4 protein-coding genes are annotated in these 6,204 nt (G+C 72.9%); 2 read left to right on the top strand and 2 right to left on the bottom strand.

Features of this window, described 5'->3' with window-relative positions; translation table 11 throughout:
* Positions 1–287 precede the first annotated feature (287 nt).
* Positions 288–2,330 (bottom strand): HelD family protein, encoded by a 2,043-nt coding sequence (locus AN218_RS31730; RefSeq protein WP_070020479.1) that lies wholly within the window; start codon positions 2,328–2,330, stop codon positions 288–290.
* A 240-nt stretch (positions 2,331–2,570) separates the two neighbouring features.
* On the opposite strand from AN218_RS31730, the gene AN218_RS31725 reads away from it, so the two are divergent.
* A complete protein-coding gene (locus AN218_RS31725; protein ID WP_070020478.1) occupies positions 2,571–3,782 on the top strand; it encodes a glycosyltransferase 87 family protein in 1,212 nt (403 codons plus the stop codon).
* Here the strand turns inward: AN218_RS31725 and AN218_RS31720 are convergent.
* On the bottom strand, positions 3,710–5,386 hold the full coding sequence (locus AN218_RS31720; protein ID WP_070020477.1) for a DNA repair helicase XPB: 1,677 nt from the start codon (positions 5,384–5,386) through the stop codon (positions 3,710–3,712). The genes AN218_RS31725 and AN218_RS31720 overlap by 73 nt on opposite strands.
* Positions 5,387–5,688: 302 nt before the next feature.
* Here AN218_RS31720 and AN218_RS31715 point away from each other — a divergent pair, with 302 nt between their 5' ends.
* Positions 5,689–6,180, top strand: a complete 492-nt coding sequence (locus AN218_RS31715; RefSeq protein WP_070020476.1) for a hypothetical protein — start codon at positions 5,689–5,691, stop codon at positions 6,178–6,180.
* Positions 6,181–6,204: the final 24 nt, after the last annotated feature.

Raw genomic sequence — 6,204 nt, 5'->3', positions numbered from 1 at the left:
CACGCCGTGCGCCGTCGCCGCGGCGGGACTGCTGTACGGGGTCGTCGCCCTGCACCGGCGTCTGACGGCACCGCTGCGCGGCGGCCGCAGAGCCCGCTGGGTGCTGCCCGTGGTGCTGCTGTGCGGTGTGGCCGGCGCGCTGTTCGTCATCGCATGGGTACGGCAGCTCGACTGAGCGGGCAGCCGGGCGCGGGGCGGCCCGGGCGTCCGGGCGGCCTCAACTCGCCGCGCCCCGCCTGGCGTTCACCCCGAGTCCTTCACTCCCGAGCCCTTCACTCCTGCGCCCTTCACTCCTGAGCCAGTGCCGCCGGCAGCGGCGCCGCGTGCAGTACGGCGAGACCCGACACGGCGCGCGTGAGGCAGACGTACAGCCGCCGCAGCCCCGTACGGACGTCGGGCTCCCCGTCCGTGACGGCGGCGGGCTCGTCCAGGACGACATGGTCGTACTCCAGGCCCTTCGCCAGCGTCGCGGGCACCAGCGTCAGCCGCGCCCCCTCGCTCGTCTCCGCACCCGGCGCGAGATACGGCAGCCCCGCCGACTCCAGTGCGCGGGCCAGCGCGGGCACCCGTGCCTCCGCCGCGATCAGCCCGACCGAGCCCTCCCGCAGCAGCGCCCGGCGGCACGCACCGACGACCGCGTCGTCCAACTCGCCCCGCGCACACGCCCGTACGGAGAAGTCGCCGGGCGACTCCCGCACCGACGTGGCTTCGCGCAGCTCCGGGGCGATCTCGGGCAGCAGCCGCGAGGCGTACGCGATGACCTGCCGCGGCACGCGGAAGCCGAGCGTCAACTCCTCGACGGCGGCGGCCGGTTTGCCCAGATGCCGCAGCGCCTCCTGCCAACTCGCCGTCGCCCAGGGCGTAGTGCCCTGTGCGATGTCGCCGAGCACGGTGACCGAGCCGGTGGAGCAGCGCCGCCCGACCGCCCTGTACTGCATCGGCGAGAGGTCCTGCGCCTCGTCGAGAACCACGTGCCCGAGCGAAGTCGTGCGGCTGACAAGGTCGTTGACCTCGTCGATCAGCACGGCGTCCGCGGCCGACCAGCGCGCCGAGCCGACCCCGCGCGGCGGCTTCGCCCACAGGATCGCCCGCTGCTCCTCCGCGGTGAGCACCCCGTCGGCCTGCTCCGCGAGGAAGCCGGGGTCGGAGAGCAGCCGCAGCACCAGCCGTGCCGGATCGACCGCGGGCCAGCAGGACTTGACGACGGCCTTCACCGCGGCGTTCCGCGCCACCGCGTCCTGTACCCGGTCGTCCGGCGCCTCGCCGGCCTGCTCCATCCGCACCAGCACCGCGTGCGCGATGCGCTGCGGCAGCGCGTCCCGCGCCGCCCCGTACCGGATGTCGCGGCCGAGCAACTCCTCGATCAGCTCCGCCAGTTCGTACGCGGGCACCCGCCAGCGCCGCGAGCCGCGCACCACCACGCACGGCTCGTCCGGCACCCGCACACCGGAGCGCACCGCACGGCGCAGCACCCGCGCCATCCGGGCGTCGCCCTTGATACGCGCGGCCTCGGCGCCGTCCTCCGCGCGCACCGGTACGTGCGCCGTCAGTTCGGCGACCGTCGACTGCCGTACCGACATCTCGCCCAGGGCGGGCAGCACCTGCTCGATGTAGCGCAGGAACGAGGAGTTGGGGCCGACGACGAGCGTGCCGGTACGCGCGAGCCGTTCGCGGTGCGTGTAGAGCAGATACGCCACACGGTGCAGACCCACGGCCGTCTTGCCGGTGCCGGGAGCGCCCTGCACACACAGCGAACCCTCGATCCCCGCCCGTACGATCTCGTCCTGCTCGGGCTGGATCGTGGCGACGATGTCCCGCATGGGACCCACGCGGGGGCGTTCGATCTCGTCCTGGAGCAGCCGGGAGGCCGTGCCGCTCTCCTCCGCGTCGGTGAGCCGCTCGTCCTCGTACGCTGTCAACTCGCCGCCCGCGTAGCCGAACCGGCGGCGCAGCGCGACGTCCATCGGCTCCTTGCGGGAGGCCCGGTAGAACGGCTGGGAGACCGGCGCCCGCCAGTCGATCACCATCGGGTCGCCGTCCGCGTCGTGGACGTGACGGCGGCCGATGTGGAAGCTGCGGTCCGGCACATAGTCGAGACGGCCGAAGAAGAGCGGGGTGCCGGCGAGGTCGGCGAGCGCCTTGACGCGCGCGTCGAGCCCGGCGCGCAGCACTTCGGCGTTGACCCAGTTCGCGGCGACGTCGGTGATGTCGAGCGCTTCGGCCTCCTCGCGCATGGCGCGCAGCGCGGCGCGGGAGGCGGCCAGATGGGCCCGTTCGTCGTCGAGGGGATTGCGGTCGTGACCGGGGACGGAATGGGCAGGGGCGGACACGGTCTTGCCTCCGGGCGGGGTGTGCTGCGTACGGAACGGAAGGCCGACCGGTTTCCGAGCGGTCGGGAGTCCTCCCCGGACCGGGAGGCGGCAGACGCGGAAGCCTAGCCGCGGCGCGGCCCGCGGGGCGAATGGATTTCCCGCCGGCGGAGCACTCCTGAACAGGACAGGACAGGACAGGACGGACGCGACGGGCAGGACGGCAGGACGGCCGGGCGAGGCGACGGAGAGGCACCGCAGGTGACACACAGGACCGCAGCGCCCCTGGCCGCCGCCGCGCTGCTCGCGCTCTCGCTGGCCGCCCTGACCGCGGTCTGCGTCACCGCCCGCCACTCCATGGCAGACCTGCTGGTCTACCGCGCTGAGGGCGCGGCCGTCACCGGCGGCCGGGACCTGTACGGATTCACCGTCACCCGGTGGGAACTCCCCGCGACCTACCCGCCGTTCGCCGCCCTGCTCTTCGTCCCCGCGGCATGGCTCCCGGCGTCCCTCGCCAAGGCGCTCTTCCTCGCCGGGAACACCGCGCTCCTCGCGCTCCTCGTCCACCTCTCGCTGCGGCTTCCGTACGGGCGGTCGCGTACGCACGGGCCGGCCCTGCTGCTCGCCGCGACCGCCGCCGCGCTGTGGCTGGAGCCCGTCTTCCAGACCGTCCTGTTCGGACAGATCAACCTGCTGCTGGTCTGCCTCGTCCTGTGGGACCTCCAACGGCCGGACGGCGCACGGACGAAGGGTCTGGCCGTCGGCGTCGCCGCGGGCATCAAGCTCACGCCCGCCGTCTTCGCCGTCCATCTGCTGCTGACGGGACGTGTGCGGGCGGGGCTCGTGGCGCTGGCCGGCTTCGCCGGCACCGTCGCGGCCGGAGCGTGCGTACTGCCGTCCGCCACCTGGGAGTTCTTCACGCTGCGCGTCTTCGAGACGGCCCGGGTCGGCAAGCCCTGGATCGTCGACAACCAGTCACTCCAGGGCCTGGTGGCCCGCCTCGCGCACACCGCCGAACCGGGCGCGCTGTGGCTTCTCCCGGCGGCCCTCCTCGCGGTGGCCGGGCTCGCGCTCGCCCGCCGGGTGCACGTCACCCTCGGGCGTGAGGCGTGGGCCGTGATGGTCACCGCGTTCACGGCGCTGCTCGTCTCCCCGATCAGTTGGTCCCACCACTGGGTGTGGTGCGTGCCGCTGCTGGTGCTGCTCGCCGTCGAGCGGACGCGCACCGGGGCGGGCCGCGGACCGGTGCTGCTGCTCGCCGCGGTCTTCTCGGCGCGGACGCTGTGGCTCGTACCGAAGCAGGGCGACGGCGATCTGCGCCTGGAGTGGTGGATGCAGCCGCTGGCCTCGCCGTACGCCCTGGTGGCGCTGGCGCTGCTGCTGTGCACCGCCGCCGGCGGCTACTCGCTCTCGCTCTCGGGCGCGGCCTCCGGCTGGGCCGTCAGCAGGTCCTGGGAGTCGACGATGCGGTAGGCGTACCCCTGCTCGGCGAGGAAGCGCTGCCGGTGTGCGGCGAAGTCCTGGTCGATGGTGTCGCGCGCGACGACGGAGTAGAAGCGCGCCTCGTGCCCGTCCGCCTTCGGCCGCAGTACGCGCCCCAGCCGCTGCGCCTCCTCCTGCCGTGAGCCGAACGTCCCGGAGACCTGGATGGCGACGGTCGCCTCCGGCAGATCGACGGAGAAGTTGGCGACCTTGGAGACGACCAGCGTGCTCAACTCGCCCTCGCGGAAGGCGTTGAAGAGCTTCTCGCGCTGCTTGTTGCTGGTGTCGCCCTTGATGACGGGCGCACCGATGTGCTCGCCGAGTTCGTCGAGCTGGTCGATGTACTGCCCGATCACCAGCGTCTGTTCGCCCTCGTGCCGCTTGACCAGCGCCTCGGTCACCCGCCGCTTGCTGTCGGTCGTGGCGCAGAAGCGGTACTTCTCCTCCGTCTCGGCCGTCGCGTACGCCAGCCGCTCGGAGTCGGTGAGGCTCACCCGCACCTCGACGCAGTCGGCGGGCGCGATGTAGCCCTGCGACTCGATCTCCTTCCACGGGGCGTCGAAGCGCTTGGGCCCGATGAGCGAGAAGACGTCCGACTCGCGGCCGTCCTCGCGTACGAGCGTCGCGGTCAGCCCGAGCCGGCGGCGGGCCTGGAGGTCGGCGGTGAACTTGAAGACGGGTGCGGGCAGCAGATGCACCTCGTCGTAGACGATCAGTCCCCAGTCGCGGGAGTCGAACAGCTCCAGATGCGGATAGACGCCCTTCCGCTTCACCGTCACCACCTGGTACGTGGCGATGGTGACCGGCCGGATCTCCTTGCGCGTCCCGCTGTACTCGCCGATCTCGTCCTCGGTCAGCGACGTGCGGCGCATCAGCTCCTGCTTCCACTGCCGGGCCGCGACGGTGTTGGTGACGAGGATCAGCGTCGTCGCCTGCGCCTTGGCCATCGCCCCGGCGCCGACGAGCGTCTTGCCCGCGCCGCAGGGCAGCACGACGACTCCGGAGCCGCCGTGCCAGAAGCCCTCCACGGCGTGCTCCTGGTACGGGCGCATCGACCAGTCGTCCTGTACGAGGTCGACGGGGTGCGCCTCGCCGTCCACGTAACCGGCCAGGTCCTCGGCGGGCCAGCCCAGCTTCAGCAGCACCTGCTTGATCTGGCCGCGCTCGGAGGGATGCACGACGACGGTGTCCGCGTCGAGGCGCTCCCCGGTCAGCGGCCGGATCTTCTTCGACCGCAGCACCTCCTCCAGCACGGGCCGGTCGGTCGTCTCCAGGACGAGGCCGTGCGAGGGGTGCTTGAGCAGCCGCAGCCGCCCGTAACGGGCCATCGTCTCGGCGACGTCGACGAGCAGGGCGTGCGGCACCGGGTAGCGCGCGTGCTCGACGAGCGCGTCGACGACCTGCTCGGCGTCGTGCCCGGCGGCCCGCGCGTTCCACAGGCCGAGCGGGGTGAGCCGGTAGGTGTGGATGTGCTCGGGCGCCCGCTCCAGCTCGGCGAAGGGCGCGATGGCACGGCGGCACGCGTCCGCCTGCTCGTGGTCGACCTCCAGCAGCAGCGTCTTGTCGCTCTGGACGATCAGGGGGCCACCGTTCACGCGTGCTTCCTCCGTCTCGCGTCTCGCGGTCCCGCCTCGCCGTCGCCCCGGCCGGCGGTGCGCCGCACCGGGGGCGTGCGGGTCAAACGTCCAGTGTGCCGCATAGGCCCGACCGGTGGCTGCGGAGCTTCGGTGGAGGGGGAGCGCACGGCCACACGGGCGCCTGCCGTGCGTGTGGCCTCGCATCAACGCCAAGCGCCTATACGGTTATACGTCCGGACACAAGGTGTAGTGGACCGTATGAGATGCGTGACCGTATCCGAGGGCGCGTTGAACGGAACTGACGAAGGAGAGCGACCGGGATGGCGACGAAAGTTGCGGTAACCGGGCACATGGAGCTGTCCGAGGAGACGGTGCCGCTCGTACGGGCGGAACTGGAGCGCCTGCTGCGCATGTTCGAGCCCTCCGGGCTCGTGGGTCTGTCGTGTGTGGCGGCCGGCGCGGACTCCGTGTTCGCGGAGTCGGTGCTCGCGGCGGGCGGACGGCTGGTGGCCGTGCTGCCCAGCCGTGACTACCGGCAGGCCACGGTGAAGCCCGAACATGCCGAGACCTACGACCGACTGACCGCGGCGGCCGACGAGGTGGTCGTGCTGCCGTACGCGACCGCGGACCGCGCGGCGTACGAAGCGGCGAACGCGGTGCTGCTGGAACGCGCGGACCGGCTGGTCGCCATCTGGGACGGCCAGCCCGGCTCGGAGGAGAAGGGCGGCACGACGGCCGACGTCGTCGCGGGGGCGCGCAGCGCCGGGCTCGCGGTCGACGTGGTCTGGCCCGAGGGCGCCTCCCGGGTCTGACGCCGCGCCCCGACCCCGCGCGGC

It is taken from the genome of Streptomyces nanshensis, assembly GCF_001751255.1.
Lineage (GTDB): Bacteria > Actinomycetota > Actinomycetes > Streptomycetales > Streptomycetaceae > Streptomyces > Streptomyces nanshensis_A.
The sequence above is the reverse complement of the archived record's forward strand: the minus strand, read 5'-3'. Positions and strand labels throughout refer to the sequence as shown.

Bases quoted from the DNA above. Each gene is read 5' to 3' on its own strand.
- AN218_RS31715 (WP_070020476.1), top strand. From the start codon at position 5,689: ATGGCGACGAAAGTTGCGGTAACCGGGCACATGGAGCTGTCCGAGGAG.